The 17,272-nt window shown below is 37.4% G+C and carries 22 protein-coding genes and 3 pseudogenes; 8 read left to right on the top strand and 17 right to left on the bottom strand.

Annotation, left to right across the window (positions count from 1 at the left end; genetic code table 11):
- Positions 1-26 precede the first annotated feature (26 nt).
- Genes QFZ73_RS16555 through QFZ73_RS16545 form a run of 3 tightly spaced genes read right to left on the bottom strand, consistent with a single transcriptional unit; the run spans position 27 to position 2,236 of the window.
- The gene (locus QFZ73_RS16555; protein WP_307268289.1) at positions 27-746 is read right to left on the bottom strand and encodes an alanyl-tRNA editing protein; all 720 of its coding nucleotides are present in this window, start codon (positions 744-746) and stop codon (positions 27-29) included.
- Positions 715-1,791, bottom strand: coding sequence for a threonine aldolase family protein (locus QFZ73_RS16550; protein ID WP_251437140.1), 1,077 nt, complete (start codon positions 1,789-1,791; stop codon positions 715-717). The genes QFZ73_RS16555 and QFZ73_RS16550 overlap by 32 nt, the downstream gene beginning before the upstream one ends.
- Positions 1,778-2,236 carry a MarR family winged helix-turn-helix transcriptional regulator gene (locus tag QFZ73_RS16545; protein ID WP_307268284.1) on the bottom strand — a complete coding sequence of 153 codons (459 nt, stop codon included), beginning with the start codon at positions 2,234-2,236 and terminating at the stop codon, positions 1,778-1,780. Before QFZ73_RS16545 ends, QFZ73_RS16550 begins: the two co-directional genes overlap by 14 nt.
- A 380-nt stretch (positions 2,237-2,616) precedes the next feature.
- On the opposite strand from QFZ73_RS16545, the gene QFZ73_RS16540 reads away from it, so the two are divergent.
- From QFZ73_RS16540 to QFZ73_RS16530, 3 genes and pseudogenes are all read left to right on the top strand, one after another.
- The gene (locus QFZ73_RS16540; protein ID WP_251437137.1) at positions 2,617-2,832 is read left to right on the top strand and encodes a hypothetical protein; all 216 of its coding nucleotides are present in this window, start codon (positions 2,617-2,619) and stop codon (positions 2,830-2,832) included.
- A gap of 295 nt (positions 2,833-3,127) precedes the next feature.
- Positions 3,128-3,472 carry a hypothetical protein gene (locus QFZ73_RS16535; protein WP_251437135.1) on the top strand — a complete coding sequence of 115 codons (345 nt, stop codon included), beginning with the start codon at positions 3,128-3,130 and terminating at the stop codon, positions 3,470-3,472.
- 435 nt (positions 3,473-3,907) lie between these two features.
- Positions 3,908-5,267: pseudogene (locus tag QFZ73_RS16530) on the top strand (IS1182 family transposase).
- A 162-nt stretch (positions 5,268-5,429) separates the two neighbouring features.
- On the opposite strand, the gene QFZ73_RS16525 reads toward QFZ73_RS16530, so the two are convergent.
- The 6 genes and pseudogenes from QFZ73_RS16525 to azlC all read right to left on the bottom strand — a co-directional run bounded on the left by QFZ73_RS16525 (position 5,430) and on the right by azlC (position 9,005).
- Positions 5,430-5,837, bottom strand: coding sequence for a YbaN family protein (locus QFZ73_RS16525; RefSeq protein WP_307268277.1), 408 nt, complete (start codon positions 5,835-5,837; stop codon positions 5,430-5,432).
- A 91-nt stretch (positions 5,838-5,928) separates the two neighbouring features.
- Positions 5,929-6,357 (bottom strand): annotated as a pseudogene (locus tag QFZ73_RS16520) (GNAT family N-acetyltransferase).
- Between the two features lie 219 nt (positions 6,358-6,576).
- The gene (gene mscL / locus QFZ73_RS16515) at positions 6,577-6,975 is read right to left on the bottom strand and encodes a large conductance mechanosensitive channel protein MscL (protein WP_307268274.1); all 399 of its coding nucleotides are present in this window, start codon (positions 6,973-6,975) and stop codon (positions 6,577-6,579) included.
- Positions 6,976-7,373: 398 nt separating this feature from the next.
- Positions 7,374-7,778 carry a PaaI family thioesterase gene (locus tag QFZ73_RS16510; protein ID WP_307272840.1) on the bottom strand — a complete coding sequence of 135 codons (405 nt, stop codon included), beginning with the start codon at positions 7,776-7,778 and terminating at the stop codon, positions 7,374-7,376.
- A 142-nt stretch (positions 7,779-7,920) separates the two neighbouring features.
- Complete coding sequence (locus QFZ73_RS16505) at positions 7,921-8,253, bottom strand: branched-chain amino acid transporter permease (RefSeq protein ID WP_251437129.1); 333 nt, start codon at positions 8,251-8,253, stop codon at positions 7,921-7,923.
- Complete coding sequence (gene azlC / locus QFZ73_RS16500; RefSeq protein WP_307268269.1) at positions 8,250-9,005, bottom strand: azaleucine resistance protein AzlC; 756 nt, start codon at positions 9,003-9,005, stop codon at positions 8,250-8,252. Before azlC ends, QFZ73_RS16505 begins: the two co-directional genes overlap by 4 nt.
- Before the next feature lie 196 nt (positions 9,006-9,201).
- Here azlC and QFZ73_RS16495 point away from each other — a divergent pair, with 196 nt between their 5' ends.
- Entirely contained in the window at positions 9,202-10,590 is a 1,389-nt protein-coding gene (locus QFZ73_RS16495) for an aminotransferase-like domain-containing protein (protein ID WP_307268266.1), read from the top strand.
- A gap of 296 nt (positions 10,591-10,886) precedes the next feature.
- On the opposite strand, the gene QFZ73_RS16490 is transcribed toward QFZ73_RS16495, so the two are convergent.
- Both QFZ73_RS16490 and QFZ73_RS16485 read right to left on the bottom strand, forming a co-directional pair.
- A complete protein-coding gene (locus tag QFZ73_RS16490; RefSeq protein ID WP_251430341.1) occupies positions 10,887-11,573 on the bottom strand; it encodes an MBL fold metallo-hydrolase in 687 nt (228 codons plus the stop codon).
- A 150-nt stretch (positions 11,574-11,723) separates the two neighbouring features.
- Positions 11,724-11,945, bottom strand: a complete 222-nt coding sequence (locus tag QFZ73_RS16485; RefSeq protein ID WP_307272837.1) for a DUF3953 domain-containing protein — start codon at positions 11,943-11,945, stop codon at positions 11,724-11,726.
- Between the two features lie 126 nt (positions 11,946-12,071).
- On the opposite strand from QFZ73_RS16485, the pseudogene QFZ73_RS16480 reads away from it, so the two are divergent.
- Positions 12,072-12,395, top strand: a pseudogene (locus QFZ73_RS16480) (cytosine permease); the annotation flags it as partial.
- A 32-nt stretch (positions 12,396-12,427) separates the two neighbouring features.
- Here the strand turns inward: QFZ73_RS16480 and QFZ73_RS16475 are convergent.
- Positions 12,428-12,877, bottom strand: coding sequence for an NUDIX hydrolase (locus QFZ73_RS16475; RefSeq protein ID WP_307268261.1), 450 nt, complete (start codon positions 12,875-12,877; stop codon positions 12,428-12,430).
- Between the two features lie 244 nt (positions 12,878-13,121).
- On the opposite strand from QFZ73_RS16475, the gene QFZ73_RS16470 reads away from it, so the two are divergent.
- Positions 13,122-13,703: an LOG family protein gene (locus QFZ73_RS16470; protein WP_251430338.1), complete on the top strand. Its 582-nt coding sequence runs from the start codon at positions 13,122-13,124 to the stop codon at positions 13,701-13,703.
- A gap of 72 nt (positions 13,704-13,775) precedes the next feature.
- Here QFZ73_RS16470 and QFZ73_RS16465 read toward each other — a convergent pair whose 3' ends face one another.
- The 3 genes from QFZ73_RS16465 to QFZ73_RS16455 form a co-directional block, all read right to left on the bottom strand.
- Entirely contained in the window at positions 13,776-14,192 is a 417-nt protein-coding gene (locus QFZ73_RS16465; RefSeq protein ID WP_251430335.1) for an NUDIX hydrolase, read from the bottom strand.
- A 5-nt stretch (positions 14,193-14,197) separates the two neighbouring features.
- On the bottom strand, positions 14,198-14,623 hold the full coding sequence (fabZ, locus tag QFZ73_RS16460; protein WP_307268255.1) for a 3-hydroxyacyl-ACP dehydratase FabZ: 426 nt from the start codon (positions 14,621-14,623) through the stop codon (positions 14,198-14,200).
- Between the two features lie 138 nt (positions 14,624-14,761).
- The gene (locus QFZ73_RS16455; protein ID WP_307268253.1) at positions 14,762-15,376 is read right to left on the bottom strand and encodes an undecaprenyl-diphosphatase; all 615 of its coding nucleotides are present in this window, start codon (positions 15,374-15,376) and stop codon (positions 14,762-14,764) included.
- A 216-nt stretch (positions 15,377-15,592) separates the two neighbouring features.
- Here QFZ73_RS16455 and QFZ73_RS16450 point away from each other — a divergent pair, with 216 nt between their 5' ends.
- Positions 15,593-15,919 carry an SRPBCC family protein gene (locus QFZ73_RS16450; RefSeq protein ID WP_251430326.1) on the top strand — a complete coding sequence of 109 codons (327 nt, stop codon included), beginning with the start codon at positions 15,593-15,595 and terminating at the stop codon, positions 15,917-15,919.
- 140 nt (positions 15,920-16,059) lie between these two features.
- Positions 16,060-16,653 (top strand): dienelactone hydrolase family protein, encoded by a 594-nt coding sequence (locus tag QFZ73_RS16445; protein WP_307268248.1) that lies wholly within the window; start codon positions 16,060-16,062, stop codon positions 16,651-16,653.
- 19 nt (positions 16,654-16,672) lie between these two features.
- Here the strand turns inward: QFZ73_RS16445 and QFZ73_RS16440 are convergent, their stop codons facing one another.
- Both QFZ73_RS16440 and QFZ73_RS16435 read right to left on the bottom strand, forming a co-directional pair.
- Positions 16,673-16,867, bottom strand: a complete 195-nt coding sequence (locus tag QFZ73_RS16440; protein WP_251430320.1) for a Fur-regulated basic protein FbpA — start codon at positions 16,865-16,867, stop codon at positions 16,673-16,675.
- Between the two features lie 25 nt (positions 16,868-16,892).
- Complete coding sequence (locus QFZ73_RS16435; RefSeq protein ID WP_251430317.1) at positions 16,893-17,102, bottom strand: Fur-regulated basic protein FbpA; 210 nt, start codon at positions 17,100-17,102, stop codon at positions 16,893-16,895.
- Positions 17,103-17,272: the final 170 nt, after the last annotated feature.

Raw genomic sequence — 17,272 nt, 5'->3', positions numbered from 1 at the left:
CCGAGTATTCCTCATGATGGTAGAACTTAATCCAGCAGTTGAATTTTAATCCTTTTTTTCGCGGGACCTTTTTGTTGAATTTTCATAATGGAAAAGTCTTTAATTTCATTTGTGTTGTTAACGTGGGTTCCGCCACATGCTTGCTCATCAATATCATTTATTTGAACGATTCGAATTTCGTTAAGAGAAGCTGGAAGTAAATTAATGACCGTTTTAATAAACCCTTCTTTTTGCTCTGCTTCAGTCCTACTAATTGTTTTCGTGTAAACATTATGGGGTTGTGCCAGTACCTTCTTTATCGATTGTTCTAATGAATCAAATGGTATTTCTTCCATTATTTCAGGAGAAAAAGACAGTTCTAATCTCGCATGTTCTTTTTCAATTTGACTGCTTGTAGCCAAAGCATTGTAATGTTGATATAAATAACCTGAAATGACATGCAATAATGTGTGATACTGCATATTCTGATACCGCCAAGACCAGTCAATCTGCATTTCTACTGTTTGATTAATGTCCTGTAATGGACGTTCCAGTTCATGAATAATTTCACCATCCATTTTTTTTACCGTTACTATATTATAGGTTTCATCACCTTGTTTAATAATCCCCCGGTCACAAGGCTGCCCACCGCCACCTGGATAGAAAATGGTTTGATCGAACACAACAAATCGGTCTTGTATTGAAACAATGGTTGCCGAACATTCTTTTATATAACTATTCTCTGCATATAACTCTATCGTGGCCATTTTTTTCTCCTTTTGTTGCCTTAATATCTTCTACCAGCATTTCAACATGTTCTTTTTTCGTAGCCCAACTGGTACAAAATCTCACAGCACTGTGAGTAGCATCGACTTTTTCCCAGAAGGAGAATGAATACTTTTTGCCTAATTCCAAGATTACATCATCAGGCAAAATGGGAAACTGTTGATTTGATTTGGAATCATATCGTAATGAAAATCCATTTTCAATAAACGCTTCTCGAATCATGATTGACATTTCCACGGCATGATCAGAAATTTCATAGTATAAGCCATCTTCAAATAAGGTTTCAAACTGGATCCCCAATAGTCTCCCTTTAGCCAGTAATCCTCCCTTTTGCTTGATGAAATAACGAAAATCCTTTTTCAGGGCATCATTCATGATGACTGCCGCTTCACCAAACATTGCACCAATTTTCGTTCCCCCTATATAGAACACATCACATAGCCTTGCAATATCCGCCAAGGTTAAATCGCTGTCTATTGAAGCCAAACCATACCCTAATCTAGCGCCGTCCAATACCAATGGCAAACCACATTCGCGGCAAACTTTACTTAATGCTTCCAATTCGGCTTTACTATAAGTCGTTCCATTTTCTGTAGGGTTGGAAATGTAAACCAAGCCTGGCTGTACCATATGCTCATGAGTGACATCATTCCAGTGAGCATCATATAGTTCTTTCACCTGTTCAGCTTGAATTTTTCCATCATCACTCGGCAAAGTAAGCACTTTATGACCAGTGGCTTCAATCGCTCCTGTTTCATGTACTGCGATATGACCAGTAATTGCAGCTACCGCACCTTGATGCGGCCGCAAAATTGATGCGATGATCGTTGTATTCGTTTGTGTTCCTCCTACTAAAAAGTGTATATCCGCATTCGCCGCATCACACTCTTTTCGAATGTAAGCTCTCGCTTTTTCACAGTGCTCATCCACTCCATAACCAGGTGTTTGTTCTTCATTGGTTTCTATTAATCGTTTCAGAATTCGCTTATGAGCACCTTCTGTATAATCATTTTCAAAACGTATCATCCTTAATTCTCCCCAAACTATCCAATTTCTCCTGAATGAACAGCATAGAAGCATGGATTTCTTTTATTTCATTTTGTGATAATCCTTGGAATAACCTCACTAATTGTTCATCTGATCTTTCATTAAGCTGGTTAAAAAGAGTAATCCCTTCAGGAGTCAACCGAATCAGACTCGTTCTGTTATCCAAAGTCGAGTTTTCCTTAATAATCAGTCCATCTTTACTTAGCTTGGTAATTATTCTACTCATATAACTGCGATCAATTTCCAGTTTATCAACTAAATTGTTTGCAATACACTGCTCCATCAAACCGATCTCCAAAATTACCCGTGCCTCAGTGAAAGAATATCCGGTATCCAAAATATGCTTATCCAACACACCAAGTACATTCGTATAAAATCTATTGAATTTCCGTATATCAGCTATGGTACTTTTATTTATATTCATTATTGACTTCCTTTTTAGTGGACTTTATCCACTAATACTTTATTGTGATTAGTGGACTTTGTCAACATTTTTTATAAATCTTTGAAGGATCAATCGATGCCACTAGTTTAACCAATTTCAAAAAATTCACTTTTAGCTTGAACATGATTCAGTTTACATTCTTTTAGGTTGATTTTTTCTTCTCGAGGAAGTTACACTACTTTAACTAGAAACAATTGTGGAATTCCCCACTTAAACTTACCTCCCTCCATTGTTAAAGAAGGATATCCTTTGACCCATAACTTTTATCTATAAAATTAGAGATTATCGAACACGGGATGAGTTAAGGTGCATAAAATAGGATTGTGATATTCAACTATATTTTGAAAGGATGTAATATTGTGTATCCTTCTTACATGAACCCACACCATCTCAAACAAGAAACATTGTCACAGGTTGGCCCATGGGTACAGTATGGTTTAAACGAAGCTCAAAAAACATCTATCCCTCATGCAATGATGGAAATTGCAGCTATTTCCTATCTGATGGGTAAAGGATATGATCCAAGGATGGCGCATCAAATTGTCGAATCATGGGAAGTTAATGAAATGTTTTAACTGGCTGTAGTTTTGAAATAAAGATGAATCAATATGTCCTCCTTCCCCCCCATATTAGCGTAAATAAAAAATCCATTTTGAATGATTGATCAAAATGGATTTTCTTGTGTTTTAGGATACAGCTTTTATAAAATATTTTGATAATTTTTAGTGAGTTTTAATGAACCAACGCACCTGTTCGTTCATTAAGAAAAGCGATTCTTCATGCTAATGAGTAACTTCATTTTTTACATTACATAAAGATTTTGCATTTGGGCAAAATTATAGAAACAAATTCAATTGGAGAACAACATTTATGATTTTCCTTGCCCTTTTATTAATGTTAGGCGGTTTATTAATTATTAATACTATTTACGCTTATCACACCAAGCACATTGACTCAAATTTTTTATCGACTTTATGGTACTATGTAAAACTTTTACCTTTTTTCCTGTCTGCGAGTATTATGATTGGATACGGAGTGAAGTTTTTAACAAAAATTGTAGATAATTTAACCTTCTCACTTATTGTCTCTAAAGGAATGGAGATACTAGTTAGTGTCGCAATTGGATATATATTTCTAAAAGAAATTCCCAATTGGCGAACAGGGGTTGGTATCACCATTATATTAATTGGTTTTTGGTTATTAAAAGGAAAATAAGAAAGAGCTTACCTTGGATAGGCTCTTTCTTATGACAAGTGTACTTTCGTTAGTTATTCGAATATGGCCCAATTGTTGAACAAAGATCAAACAGCACTCGAACTACCCTGCCCCGTTAGTTCCATTAGAAAAAGAGCTGCCTAAGCAACTCCCAGACTGTAGACAAACTCGATGAAAATCGAGTTTGTCTACAGTTTTTTTTGGCTTGTACAAATTTGGACGTTGATTTCCACTTCAGGCACTCGCTTTTCGCGGGCGGTCCGGGAGCCTCCTCGGCGCACTTGCGCCTGTGGGGTCTCCCTTGGACTCGCTATTCCCGCAGAAGTCTCGCACCTTCCGTTCCAATCAACTATGTTTAAAAATTTAGATAGAACTCCTTTTGCCTACAGTCTTTTTTGTTTTAAAATAGAACTATTAAAACTTGAGGTGATGAGGATGCTTTCGAAACATAATTCTATTCAGCGAGATCAACTTGAAATGATTACTTTAGATCAACTGGTGCCGGCGAACCATTTGGTTCGTAAAATTGAGGCTTCCATTGACTTCACTTTCATTTACGACTTGGTGAAAGATATGTATTCAGAGGTAGGACGCCCAAGTATTGATCCAGTTATTTTAGTTAAACTGACATTCATTCAATATACCTTCGGTATTCGTTCCATGCGTAAAACGATTGAAGAAGCTGAAACAAATATGGCTTACCGTTGGTTCTTAGGCTATGGTTTCCATGATAAAGTACCTCATTTCTCAACGTTCGGGAAAAATTATGAGCGACGCTTTAAAGATACAGACCTGTTTGAACAGATTTTCTATCGCATCTTAATAACAGCTGCTGATAGAAAGTTAATAAGTGCTGAACACGTATTCGTCGATTCCACACATGTGAAAGCCAATGCGAATAAGCGCAAATTTGAAAAGAAAATCGTACGCAAAGAAACACGAGCATATCAAGGACGTCTTCAGGATGAAATAAATCAAGATCGTGAAAACCATGGAAAGAAACCTTTTCCACCAGATAATTTTGATAAGGAAGAAACCAGAGCAATTAAAGAAAGTACTACGGATCCTGAGAGTGGCTACTATGTGAAAGATGAACGAACAAAACAGTTTGCCTATTCATTCCACGCGGCCGCAGACCGCAACGGTTTTGTATTGGGAACGATTGTAACACCTGGTAATACACATGACAGTCATATTTTGGAGCCACTTGTTGAGCAAGTGATTGAGAAAGTTGGAAAACCAGAAGCAGTTGCCGCAGATGCAGCTTATAAAACACCAGCGATTACAAGCTACCTATTTAACAAAGAAATTACACACCTGCTTTACCCTATACACGTCCTCGTAAAAAGAAGGATTCTTTCGCAAACATGACTATGTTTATGATGAACACTTTGATTGTTACCTTTGCCCTTCGGGCGAAACTTTAAAGTACTCAACAACAAATAAAGAGGGCTATCGCGAGTACAAATCGCCAAAACAAATTTGTGCAACATGCTCTTTTTTATCACGGTGTACAGAAAGCAAAGACCATCAAAAAGTAGTGACACGGCATATCTGGCAAGCATATGTGGAAGAAGCAGATCATCTGCGTCACCATCAAGATGTAAAACCTATATATGCGAAACGCAAAGAAACGATTGAGCGTGTATTCGCAGATGCAAAAGAAAAGCATGGTATGCGTTGGACTACTTTAAGGGGACTTAAAAAATTGTCGATGCAAGCGATGCTTACTTTCGCTGCCATTAATTTAAAGAAGATGGCCACGTGGACATGGCAAGGTCCTAAAATGGCTTAACATAGTGGCTCGAAGAGCCCAAATCTCTTAACCTTTGGTCAAAATTTAAAAGGGAATTTCAAAAGGGGTTCGGAATTTTTTAATTCCGAACCCCTTTTGTCTACAAACTGAGAGTTGCCTAAGCAACTCCCTTATTGAAGTAAGGACCCATTATTTGAAGGTTCAAAAAGCTCTTTGTTTCGTACTTTTCCGGTCAATTGTCTTAATTTTTTTAATGAAATAATAATGTTTATAGAGGGCGAGCACTACCAACAAGATTTTCACTAATAGGATGTCCACATAAAATACAGAAATTACGATGAAGAAATCGGCAATTAAATGGATTCTGATTTTCTCTTTTCGAGTCATACCTTTTTTTTGCAGGAATGCTTCCACGTATTTTTCATATAACGAGGTGCTTTTGAACCAGTTTTCAATCGACTTGGAACTTTTAGCAAAGCAAAAAGCAGCAAATAAGTAAAACGGACCGCCCGGCAGAACTGGTAACACAGTCCCCGCAACACCAATCACAAGAGATATGGATCCAAGAAGAAAAAATAGGATACTTTTTACTTTTTTAATTGTAATCACCTTTTTATTTATATTCTATTCCCTTATAACGAAAAGAGAAAGTCTAATTTATTCAACATCATTGATTAGTATAGTTTCATAAGAAACATAGTTACTTTATAGGAAGAGACCAGACATCACCTGTTGAGAGAAAGCCAAAACGTTTATATAATTCACAAGCATTTTCGTTATCTTTAAATACGGTTAGACGAATTTCTTTACAAATGGTAAACCTATTCGCTATCCAATGAACCATCTCTGCCAGTGCGCCCTACCATATCCTTTCCCCTGATACCTTTCATCAATTATAAATCCGTTAATCCAATACATATTCGTCGTAATTTCATCGTAAGCATGCATGATAAAACCGACCATTATCTCTTTGTCATAGATGGCAAAGGGCAAATAAACAATGTTATCCCCTTCTGGTTTAATATAAACTTTGGCCAGTGATAGGCTACTGACGGTACAAAGTTACTTTGTGCTTCTTAACTTTCAGTGCTAATGCCTCTTCCCAATTTTCTCTCGTAACACCTTTCAAATGCTTTTTTCATAAATTCCACCTCTAATAAACCGACATTACCACATTATTAAATTCACTACTTACACTGAAATGCCTTGTTTAACTATCCTGCCCCATCAATTCTTTAAGGGGCAGCGTCAGGAAAATGCGGATTTACAACGTTAGGAAATTTCGATATTAAAAAGCCCAATTTCTCAGCATAAAATTGAGAAATTGGGCTTTTTTCGTGGTATGAACTTATAATCTTTCATCCTGCCGTGCATTTTTTTGTAAAAGGTCGCGGATTTCCTTTAAATATTGCTCAGTTGCCGGTACCTCTTCAACTGCCTCTTCCTCGTTCACTTGTTTTTTTCTAAAAAGAGAATTCGCCATCTTCATAAACATGAAAATCGCAAACGAAATAATCAAGAAATCGATCACAGCTTGAACAAATGCACCGTATTGAACAACTGCGTTTCCAACTGGAATGGATAAAGAAGAAAGATTGACTCCCCCTAGTAAAATTCCAACTAGCGGTGTGATAATATTTTCGACTAGCGATGAAACGATTTTTCCAAAAGCAGCACCCATCACTACAGCTATGGCAAGATCGAGAACGTTTCCTTTAGTTATAAACTCCCTAAATTCCTTAATCATCATAACTACACCTTTCTTTTTATAATTGATAAAAGCATATCAGAAACATGATGAAAATTGAATAGGGGACAAATTTAGTAATCATTCTTCATCAGCATAAGAAAAATCCGTCTAGTCTAGATGACAGATCAGATTTACTGCTATTGCACCTGTTACTTCCATATGACGTTTGATGGAGTTTCAGAAGCCCCCCTAACAATCACATAGGAATGTACCCTTTTCTTAGATATACTTATTTCATTAGAGGAATAAAACTAAAGACCATAAATAAATTGCTTATGGCTATTAATCTGTTGTTTGAAAAAGAACCTAATATAAAGTTTCCTAATTTCCCTGCCCGTTAGTCCATAAGAAAAGGCTGCCTCAATGACAGCTCTGACCAATAGCTATTAGACTGCTTAATCTTGTTCATAAAGTTCAATAAAATAATGATCCTTTCGGTATGACACCGCCTCCATGGTTGCTATCAGGTTTTGCTCATGCATGACGTCTATTCGATAGAAACCTGCCCGATAGTTTCGTTTAACTTCAGTTGCACGGGCCACTATCTTGTCACCGGGTTTAGCTGATTCAATAAACTGGATTGTTGTCGAGAGTCCCAATGATGTTTTTCCATATGCATTACAGGCTACGGAAAAAACATGATCTGCTACAGCATAAATAACAGCCCCGTGAACAGTTCCAAATGCATTTACCATATGGCTTTGCACGTCTAACGTTGCTTCTGCAAAACCTGCCTCGAATTTCGTTAACTGAATGCCTAACGACTGAGCATACGGATCGTTTTTTACTTGCTCATGAATTTGTTCATAGTGTTTTTCATAAATTTGTTATTCGTCAATTTTCTTCTGCACCATTACCTACCCCTTTGATTGAATATTTTTCTCCCATTACCATTGATATTAAGGATTGGTAATGGGGGATGGAACAATAGTCATTATGATTTTAAAAAACCAATTGCACCAACATCATGTAGACAATCGTTCCCCCTGCCATGGAGAGGAGCATCATTTTCTTCCAAAAGTGAAGCAGGGCAACTACAGCCACCGCAATAAATTCCGGGATGCCGTGACTTCCCGATTGTAAGCTTACATCCTTTAAACAATAAATGATCAAAAGCCCAATTACCGCGGATGGCAGCATTTTACCGAGATATTGTACATACTTCGGTGTGGGTTTACCTGATGGAAAAACGATGAATGGAAGAAATCTTGTAATCATTGTGCCTATAACAACCATTGCAATCGTAATGATCTGCTGCGATAAATCCATTGTCATATGGCCTTGACCTCCACTTTCTCTAATGGTTTTCTAAGTACGGTGATTACCCCCAAAATGGCAAACATGGCAGGGATAATGAAATCGTTCCCGCCAAAAATAATAAGGCAGACAGCTGACAGCCCAAGCCCTGCGAGAGCACTATGATGGTTTTTCTCTTTCATCCATTGTTCAATGAAGATGACAACAAAGAGAGCCGTCATAACAAAATCGAGTCCTTCTGTGTTGAACTTGACAAGTGACCCAAAAATGCCGCCTATCGCTGATCCTATCACCCAATAGGAATGATTGAGCAGTGTCACGAAGAACATGAACCAGCCCTTATCTACATTCTTCGGAACATCAACGGTACAATTGATGGAAAAGGACTCATCGCAAAGCCCATAAATCAGATACAGCTTTTTCTTCCCTGTCCCCCTATACTTATCAAGCATGGAAATGCCATAAAATAAATGTCGTGCATTCACCATTAAAGTTAGAAAAAGGGCGTTAATCGGATTGAACGCAACAAGCAATAAATTGGCTGCAATAAACTCCATTGATCCTGCAAATATCGTTAGACTCATCAATATCGGGTAAATCGCACTGAATCCTAATGAATTCATAAAGATTCCATAAGCGATTCCTAAAAATAAAAAGCCTGCAAAAATGGGCACTGTGTACGGAAAAGCTGCACGAAATGCAGTTAGCATTTGAGTTCTTTTTTTCATATCATTCACATCCTGATGGCTAAATTTATTTAAACTTAACATACAAAATCCGTACAAAAAACAAGTTAATTGTATGGATTACAATTAAAATAAAATTCCCCCATTTTATCAAAATGGGGGTACTGATAGGCTTATCACCTTTATTCGTTTAAAGCCAACTCAAATCATACCGTTTCATTATTAGAATTCCATACAAAAAATGATATGATTGTATGGAATATGATAGTAGAGGTGAACTATGCCAGTAAATTCATTTGACAATTATCCAATGTCTTGGAAACCTGATAAGAAAGCATTAAAGCGTCCTTTTTATAAATCCCTTGCATCATTACTTGAACAGGATATAACAAATGGTTTTTTAGCACCTGGAACAAAGTTGCCTCCGCAACGGGAATTGGCAGATTTTCTTGATTTAAACTTCACCACGATTACCCGTTCCTACAAAATATGCGAGGTAAAGGGATTAATATATGCCGTTACGGGAAGCGGAACCTTTGTAGCTCCTAATGCCACTCGTTCCATAACCATTTCCGCGGATAAAACGGCAAACAGCATTGATCTCGGTTTTGTGGCTTCTTTTGAGCAAACCAATGATATTGTATCAGAAACCATTCAAAAAACTGTGAACAAAAGTTATTTGGAGCAGCTACTGAATTACAACGATCCGGCTGGTATTCCACATCAAAAAACAGCAGCTCTAAACTGGATGGAATCTTTCGGAATTCACGCGGATCAAGAGCATATAGCAATCGTTTCTGGTGCCCAAAATGCATTGGCCATTGCCTTGGCTGCTTTGTTTGAGCCTGGAAATAGAATTGCAACAGACTTATACACATATTCAAACTTTATCGAGTTGGCAAAGATGTTCCATATTAAGTTAGTGCCCATTCCCGGAGACCAGTTTGGAATGCTGCCAGATGAACTTGAAAAGCAGTGTTGTCAAACGAATATTGACGGCATTTTTCTGATGCCCTCTTGCAACAATCCAACCACAATCATGATGTCAGATATTCGAAAGCAAGAATTAGCTGCGGTCATCCGTAAGCATCGTTTAATTTTGATTGAGGATGATATTCATGCATTTCTGACGGCAGGCATCATCTCAGATTACCGGCAGCCAATGTTCCATTTGCTTCCAGAACAGAGCGTTTATATTTGTGGCACCTCTAAGTCAATATGTTCTGGATTAAGAGTTGCCTATATGGTCTATGGGGATGCATTTCGCGAGAAAATTTCCCATGCCATTTTCAACATTAATGTAAAGACCTCTTCTTTTGATGCAGAGGTTATCACCGAGCTCATCCTATCAGGAAAAGCACATGAAATTGTTTCTCAAAAGAAACAGCTTGCACAGACTGCAAATGATATTTATTCGGAATATTTTCCTTTAAGAAAGGATGTTGGACATCCTCTCAGTCTTTATCGTTGGCTTCCAATTAAAGGACATAACGATGCGTTACAGCTGGAAACGGATTTAAAAAGGCGCGGTATTCGAGTTTTTCATTCCAATCGTTTTCAAAGCGGGCAGACCACCCCTGATATGTATTTACGTATTGCACTTTCTTCCACAAACTCATTTGATGAGTTAAAAATAGGATTGGATATATTAAAACAGTATCTCGACTGATTCAAAAAGATAAAGTAATCAATATTTACGAACCTGTCCCTCTAGTTACATAAGTTTGTCTACAGTTTTTTTAGAAAAACGTTCCCGTTGATTTCAGAAATCCGTTCCCTTCCCTCCGACTGTCTGCCAAGCCTTATCAAAGCAAGCGTCTGTGGGGTCTCGGCTAGCCAGTTATCGGCAGGAGTGTCGCCAATTTCTTCAATCCAATAGGATTACAATAAAAAAACATAACGATAATCTATTCTTGTTTTAAAATCATGGCTCGGGGTGAGAGCATTCCGAACCTCATTTTCCAATTATAAAGTGAATTTTCCACCATGATAACAATAGTAATTTTCAGCTTTAAGATTTTTAACCTTTCTTAAAGACTGTTCTGCTTTCTCGACATCTAAACAAAAGTGTGGATTAGCAATGACCAATTCATGATTCTCTTTAACAGCTGCATCACCTGTTATTACACTTTTTAAACTTGGAAAATATAATGAAATATGCCCTGAGGTATGCCCTGGTGTTGCCACTACTCTACATTCGTTATCTAAAATCAGATCACCATCATGTACCTTTTCATCAATCGAAACATGCTTCAAATTCTTTAATTGTTGTATAAACCATTTACCGAATTCGATTTCTTGATTTGGCATATTTTCAAGCATTTCTTCGGCTTGGACCAATCTCTCTGACTTCATTTCACCACTAATATATTTTGATTCTACTTCACTGGCCATAATGTTAATCAAAGGATACTTTTCCTTGAAATCATATAAGGAACCTATATGATCAATATCATAATGAGTAATGATCATATTCTTTAAATTCTTCATTTCATAACCATTTTTTATCATTTCATTTTCAATTAAAGGTAAAAAATCAGGATACCCTGCATCGACCAAAGTCAGTTCATTCTTCCATATAATCAAGCTAGGATTAATGTGATTTTTTTGTCCATTAAATTCAAATTCAATTGGCAGTTCTATTATCTTCATCTTTCCTCCACACCTCCCGTTTATGATAACCGAATATTTCTATATATTCTTCAACTATTAATTTTAACAAAATCTCCCTTTACCTGTCTCCTTTAATTGCATAACAAAAAGGCTGCCCGAAACAACCTAGTTATTGAAGTAAAGAACCTGTCAGTTCAAAAAGAAACCCTGTATGGAAACAAAGAAAAGAAATAATGAGACAACGACACACCCCAAAAATCCACCTTTTCTATCTTCTTGAAGTTCGACTAATCCTGTTACTAACATAATTGCCCCCAAAAACAACATAGAATACGGCAACAACTCAAAATTTTCGGTAATTAGTTGATAAGCTGATAAAGCAAGAACAAATATTACTAAGATAATTTTCACTTTTTTCAAGAATATATTTCTCCTTAAATACAATTTTTTCATTTCATCATACCAATTAACACCTTTTCATTTGTGGAAAATGGAAATTCCCTCATTCACTACCCCACTTTTTTGCAAGAAAAAGCAAACGATAGGTTTGGATACAGGACGGGCATTCCCTATGTTGTTCAGCGCGGAATTCCGGCCATCATCTGGTACGGTTTTCAAAGTTGGATCGGCGGTACTGCCTTAAACGAATTCGTGAAGGTCATTACGGGTGGTTCTTTTGATAATGCCGTCATTTGCTTTGTCGCGATCCAATTGGTGCAAATTGCGCTTTCGCTGTACGGCTTCCATGCCATCAAATGGGTGGAAATGCTTGCATCCATTGTTTTCATGCTAGCTCTAGTTTATGTATTCGGTATTCTTCTTACATCACATAGCGAGGTCATCGCGGAAAAATGGGTGCACGAAATGGTAGTATCCCTTTTTTAAGGTTGGTTTCAGGAATGATACATTTCACCATTATTGTAAGTGAATGTATAGTTTCCTTCTTTTTTCAATAAAACCGGCAAGTACTGCGCGGCCATTTCGGCAATTCCGAGATTAAGTGGATGGAGTATCCAATCAATGGATTTCCAATCAAGAATGCCTTCCCGCGTTTTTTTCGGTGTTTCATATATTAAATCCTCATCGGCCATATACAAATATACATATATTCCATCCAATTCACCTTCTGGAGTCTCCCAGGTTACCGTTCCTTTAGAAAAAAAGGTCTCTACCTCTATCCCCGTTTCCTCAAATACCTCACGCCGTGCACCTATATCAGGTGTTTCACCTTTCTCGATTTTGCCCCCCACCCCGTTCCAAACACCCATAATAGGAGCTTTCTCCCGGTTAAGCATGAGAAGTTCATTATTCTTCTTTACAAAACAAACCGTATACTTAAACATTATATAAAGTGACCCCTTTATCGTTAATTAACCATATGGCCGTGTGCTGTTTACTCGTGAATTTTGCTTTTACTCGTGAGTTTGCGCTATTTACTCGTGAGTTTTGCTGTTTTACTCGTGAGTTTTGCTGTTTTACTCGTGAGTTTAAGCTATTTACTCGTAAGTTAGGTAATTCAAGTTTAACAAATCTTCTTGAATTTTGTATGATATGAAAGGAAGATTACTAAATGGGAGATGTGATATTTTGAAAAGTCTAGCTGTATTTTGTGGATCAAGCAATGGTGCATCTGCTGTCTATGTAGAAGAGGCTAAAAAATTGGGTGCGGAACTGGCAAAACGTAATATTACACTTGTCTATGGGGGCTCAAGTGTAGGAATCATGGGTGCAGTTGCAGATTCCGTTTTGGAAGCAGGCGGAAATGTATTTGGCGTAATGCCAGATTTTCTAGAAAAAAAAGAAATAGCACATAAGAGCTTAACTGAACTGATTGTCGTGGAATCCATGCATCAAAGAAAAGCAAAAATGGCTGAGCTTGCAGATGGGTTCATTGCCTTGCCTGGCGGTCCAGGAACATTGGAAGAATTCTTTGAGATTTTCACTTGGGCTCAGCTTGGTCTTCATCAAAAACCTTGCGGACTCTTAAATATCAATCATTATTATGATCCTTTGGTCGCTTTATTCAATCATATGGCCGACGAACAGTTCCTGCATGAAAAGTTCCGTTCCATGGCGCTGGTTGATGTTGAACCAAATGGACTTCTTGATCAATTTAATGCATATGAACCGCCAACCGTAAAAACTTTCATAACCGAAAAACAAACCTGATCATTAAAAAACAACCGGCCAAGATCAATAATGACCTTGGCCGGTTGTGATATACTGCTGCGCACTGATGGGTTAGGTGAATATCAGGTTTAAATAATCTCCATGCCCTTTAATAAGTTCCACTTCATGTTCGGATGAAATCCAGAAGAAATGGAATGTCAGCCCCTCTTCATCTCCTCCACCCGTTGGCTGATAGTCCCATTCATTAGGAACATTCGATACACTTATTTTATAAAAATATCTATTATGTATGGCACCATCTGCGTTCTCCCAAAAATCTTCTGCAATTAATTTTTCCAGATGAAAATTTTCCAGACCTGTTTCTTCTTTCATTTCCCTCATCACTGCTTGGTATGCATCTTCTTGAGGCTTCACTGTTCCCTTGGGTATCTGTATACCCGCTTCCCTGATGGGATGTTGAAAAACCAATACCTGTGTTTCTCCATTTTTGATCCTTGTCACATACCCGTAAGCTTTTTTTATCGGCATCACCATCAATCACCAAAAGCAAATATGAGCTCAGTCTCGCATACCGTTTCTCCATCGACAGTAGCCCTTCCTTTTCCTTTACCGATAGGACCTTTCAAGCGAGTAATCTCTACTTCTAAACGTAATTGGTCCCCTGGCCTTACTTGCCTTTTAAAACGACATCCATCGATCCCAGCCAAAAGCCCGATCCGCCCTTGATTTTCTTCTTTTGTTAGCATTACAACAGCACTTACCTGTGCTAATGCCTCAACGATCAATACACCTGGCATCACTGGGTAATTTGGAAAATGACCAGTAAAAAACTCTTCATTTGCTGTTACATTTTTAATGGCCACCGCTCTCTTTCCTTCTTCCAATTCCAAAACTCTATCAACTAAAAGAAATGGATAGCGATGCCTGATAATGTCTTTGATTTCTTGGATATCTATCAATAGTAACTCCCCCATTGCGATGGATTGCTTTCACTTTATTTTACCATCAGCATCATCATATGGATATTTTTGTATTCAACACTGCACTTCTTTCAACAAAAAAAAGGTTGCCTAGCAACCCTGTTTTTTAAATCTTGCTTAAAAATCCTTTGATTTTTTTTCCTTCGATTTAGTTAACGGGGACAGAACCATTTGTTCATACCTTTCATAACCCCCTAATAATTTATGAATCAAGCTTATTTTAGGAACAACAAGGTAAACCACCAATCCTGAAATGGTGCTTAGTATAGCTCCTGCCAGCACATCCGCCGGAAAGTGGACACCTACCCAAATACGGGAAATGCCAACAAGGAAAGAAAGCATGATCCATAATAACCACCATCCTCTTTTGAAAAGCCAAAAGGATAAACAAAACGAGAAAAACAAGATGGTATGGTCGCTTGGAAATGAATTATCCACTGCTTTTTCAATTAACTTATTAACATCGGTCAATTCGGCAAATGGCTGATTGTTCGAATGCAATCTCCCTGCCATTTTCCCCATCATTTCAGCTATTACAAACGTAATCATCCCACAAACAACCATCATTCTACTCTGTTCATTTCGAGTGAACCATATTACGATGATTGCTAAAGCCAAGAAAAATACCATGTACTCGGCAATGAAAATGGCAGAAGGGTTTAAATAAGCGTACTGTTTCCCTAAGTCATTGATCATTCTAAATACATTGATATTCAGCTCAAAAAAATCCATTTCATTCCCAACTTTCCTCTTTTTCTTACATAATAAAGAGAAAGGGAGTAAATCGCCATCGTTCTTCCTAACAATTTAAGCTACCATCTTACATTATTGTCACGTGTTCCACTTCTAGCCGGTTAATTCTTAAGCAGTTTCGCCAGCGTATTAAATCTTCTTGTATATTTCCTAGGCATTCTATATAATCCAAGAAAAAGCAAGGAGGGTAGTCAAGTGAATAATGATAGTAACTCTGTTCTAATTCATAAAAACCAAGAAACTGTTTGGAATGCGATTACGAATGATGAAATCATTTCAAAATGGTATGCCCCGGGTTCAAAATGGAATATTCCTAAACTCAAGGTTGGAGAGAAGGCAATTTTCGTACTAATGCCTAGTGCATATAACAACCTTAAAGATAACGAAAGCATCCCTATGAGCTTTACCATCCAAGAGATAATTCCTAACGAAAGGTTTTCTTATTCCTCGGATTCAGATAACCTCGTTTTCACTTTTGAAATATACCCAGAATCTGAAGGAACTAGAGTTAGTTTCCATTAACATGGACGGATATGATCTTAGTTTGGCAAACTTAAAAGCATTTATAGAAGGAAGAGAACTTCCCTATGCCTAATAATTTATTTGAAAGTCAGGGGATATGTCTTAAAGGCTAAATAGTATTTTACTAAGGAGGGTTAAAAATGCTGCACATTCAGAAAGATTCCGATACTGTCATCATTGTCATTCACGAAATATATGGACTGAACCAACATATGCAGGGTTTTTGTGAGTCATTATCAAATCAGGATTTTGATGTCATCTGTCCTAATTTGTTAGAACGGGAAACGCCTTTTGATTATTCCCAAGAGGAGGCTGCTTATCGACATTTTATGGAGAACATAGGCTTCACAGGCGCTTTGCATAAAATAAAGGAAATATTATCGGAAATAAAAGGTGAATACCAGAAGATTTTCATCCTTGGATTCAGTGCAGGGGCAACTGTAGCATGGCTGTGCAGTGAGGAAGAATGTGTCGATGGAATAGTTGGATTCTACGGTTCCCGTATTAGGAATTATGCAGAATTAGCGCCACGATGCCCTGCACTGTTATTTTTCCCACTAGAAGAGCCATCATTTAATGTGGACGAGTTAATTTCAGCTTTAGAGAGAAAGAATGTCGAAGTTCATAAATTCAACGGAAAACACGGATTCAGTGACCCTTATAACTCAAACCATCATATAGAATCAGCTCAAGAAGCCTTTAGCAACATGATGAAATTTTTTAAGGAACATTAATGGAGGTTCCACATTCAGCCTAATGCCGTTTTGCACTGATCCATTGTATCGAGCCCGCATCACTATGGGGATGACAGTCATTTTGAACCTTTTTATATTCCATTTCCAATTCTTTTAAGGTTAACTTCATTAGCTGTTCCACACTCTTATTTACAGTATGGATCATAAGTTTATAGATTAATTCCTTCCGCTTTTCTTCCACGCCCTTCTTCATTTCACCCTCTCCTTTTATTCTGACATTATATGAAATGATGTATCCTCAGACAGGGGGAATGATCGTCGGATTCCTTCTCTTCGGTTTTAGTTATTTTAATATATTCATTCTCTAAATCGGTTAAGGTCAATTCAAAAAGATGGATGTCATTCTTTTTATAAACTCCCTTGTTAATCAACTTGTTGATTAGGAAGTTTCTTTTTTTCTCAATCGCTTTACGTAATAATATCCCCATGATAAATCCCCCTTTATAGGATGTATTGAAAGAAAATCTTTCGACTTGCCCATTCACAAAAAAACCGGAGACACCTCTTTACATGAAAGAAAAGTCTCCGGTTTTCCGGTCAATTAACCTATAAATCCTATTTAATTACTTGGTATTATTATTTTAATAATACTAACTCT

Origin of the sequence: Peribacillus sp. V2I11 (genome assembly GCF_030817135.1) — a bacterium.
Lineage (GTDB): Bacteria > Bacillota > Bacilli > Bacillales > DSM-1321 > Peribacillus > Peribacillus simplex.
The sequence above is the reverse complement of the archived record's forward strand: the minus strand, read 5'-3'. Positions and strand labels throughout refer to the sequence as shown.

What these genes read in the sequence shown, in the direction of transcription:
- QFZ73_RS16555 (WP_307268289.1), bottom strand. Translation starts at nt 746, where the DNA reads ATGGCCACGATAGAGTTATATGCAGAGAATAGTTATATAAAAGAATGT.
- QFZ73_RS16550 (WP_251437140.1), bottom strand. Translation starts at nt 1,791, where the DNA reads ATGATACGTTTTGAAAATGATTATACAGAAGGTGCTCATAAGCGAATT.
- QFZ73_RS16545 (WP_307268284.1), bottom strand. Translation starts at nt 2,236, where the DNA reads ATGAATATAAATAAAAGTACCATAGCTGATATACGGAAATTCAATAGA.
- QFZ73_RS16535 (WP_251437135.1), top strand. Translation starts at nt 3,128, where the DNA reads ATGATTTTCCTTGCCCTTTTATTAATGTTAGGCGGTTTATTAATTATT.
- mscL (WP_307268274.1), bottom strand. Translation starts at nt 6,975, where the DNA reads ATGATTAAGGAATTTAGGGAGTTTATAACTAAAGGAAACGTTCTCGAT.
- QFZ73_RS16505 (WP_251437129.1), bottom strand. Translation starts at nt 8,253, where the DNA reads ATGACAATGGATTTATCGCAGCAGATCATTACGATTGCAATGGTTGTT.
- azlC (WP_307268269.1), bottom strand. Translation starts at nt 9,005, where the DNA reads ATGTTAAGTTTAAATAAATTTAGCCATCAGGATGTGAATGATATGAAA.
- QFZ73_RS16495 (WP_307268266.1), top strand. Translation starts at nt 9,202, where the DNA reads ATGCCAGTAAATTCATTTGACAATTATCCAATGTCTTGGAAACCTGAT.
- QFZ73_RS16490 (WP_251430341.1), bottom strand. Translation starts at nt 11,573, where the DNA reads ATGAAGATAATAGAACTGCCAATTGAATTTGAATTTAATGGACAAAAA.
- QFZ73_RS16475 (WP_307268261.1), bottom strand. Translation starts at nt 12,877, where the DNA reads ATGTTTAAGTATACGGTTTGTTTTGTAAAGAAGAATAATGAACTTCTC.
- QFZ73_RS16465 (WP_251430335.1), bottom strand. Translation starts at nt 14,192, where the DNA reads ATGCCGATAAAAAAAGCTTACGGGTATGTGACAAGGATCAAAAATGGA.
- QFZ73_RS16455 (WP_307268253.1), bottom strand. Translation starts at nt 15,376, where the DNA reads ATGGATTTTTTTGAGCTGAATATCAATGTATTTAGAATGATCAATGAC.
- QFZ73_RS16445 (WP_307268248.1), top strand. Translation starts at nt 16,060, where the DNA reads ATGCTGCACATTCAGAAAGATTCCGATACTGTCATCATTGTCATTCAC.
- QFZ73_RS16440 (WP_251430320.1), bottom strand. Translation starts at nt 16,867, where the DNA reads ATGAAGAAGGGCGTGGAAGAAAAGCGGAAGGAATTAATCTATAAACTT.
- QFZ73_RS16435 (WP_251430317.1), bottom strand. Translation starts at nt 17,102, where the DNA reads ATGGGGATATTATTACGTAAAGCGATTGAGAAAAAAAGAAACTTCCTA.